At 44.5% G+C, this 744-nt stretch carries 1 protein-coding gene; it reads right to left on the bottom strand.

Features of this window, described 5'->3' with window-relative positions; genetic code table 11:
• Window positions 1-36: 36 nt before the first annotated feature.
• Window positions 37-744, bottom strand: a 708-nt coding sequence (locus tag GMD6S_RS11550; RefSeq protein WP_000463269.1) for a methionine ABC transporter ATP-binding protein, incomplete at its 5' end; no start/stop codon positions are given.

Below are 744 nucleotides of genomic sequence, written 5' to 3' on the forward strand. Positions count from 1 at the left end.
ACATTTGGTAGATAAGTTTGAATCAACTCTGTCATTTTACTGTCCTCCCTTCAATACTTTTAGCTGGACGCCAGCCTGACGGATGGCATCTTGAGCACCTACTAGCGCTGCTTTTTCCCCTGACAAGACCACAACCAATTCTCCAACGGGAGTGCCATCGAGAATTTCGATATTTCCATAGAGGATATTGGCCGTTACTTGGTAACGCTTGTACAATTCATTCAAAAGTGGCTCGTCTGTCGAAGCTCCTGCATACTTGAGCTGTACTAAGATACTGTTTTCAGACAGATTTTCCACGATTTCTTGCTTCTCAATCTTAACCATGGCTTCGTCAATACCTGTTGCAGTAGAGATGAAGTCTTGGGTCAAAGGTTGTTTAGGGTCTGAGAAGATTTCAAGGACACTGCCCTCTTCAATCAAATGCCCATCCTGCATGACTGCCACACGGTTGGCAATGTCTTTAACAATCTGCATTTCGTGTGTAATCAGGACAACGGTCAAGCCTAATTTTTGGTTCAAATCTTGCAACAAGGCCAGAATCTGCTTGGTTGTCTTAGGGTCAAGGGCAGATGTTGACTCATCTGAAATCAAGATTTTTGGATCATTTGCCAAGGCACGCGCAATGGCCACACGCTGTTTTTGCCCTCCTGATAGTTGTGACGGATAGTTTTCTGCACGATCAGCCAAGCCAACCAAGTCCAACAACTTAGCTACTTTTGCTTTCTTTTCTTCCTTGCTGAGTCC

This window comes from Streptococcus sp. GMD6S (assembly GCF_000297015.1).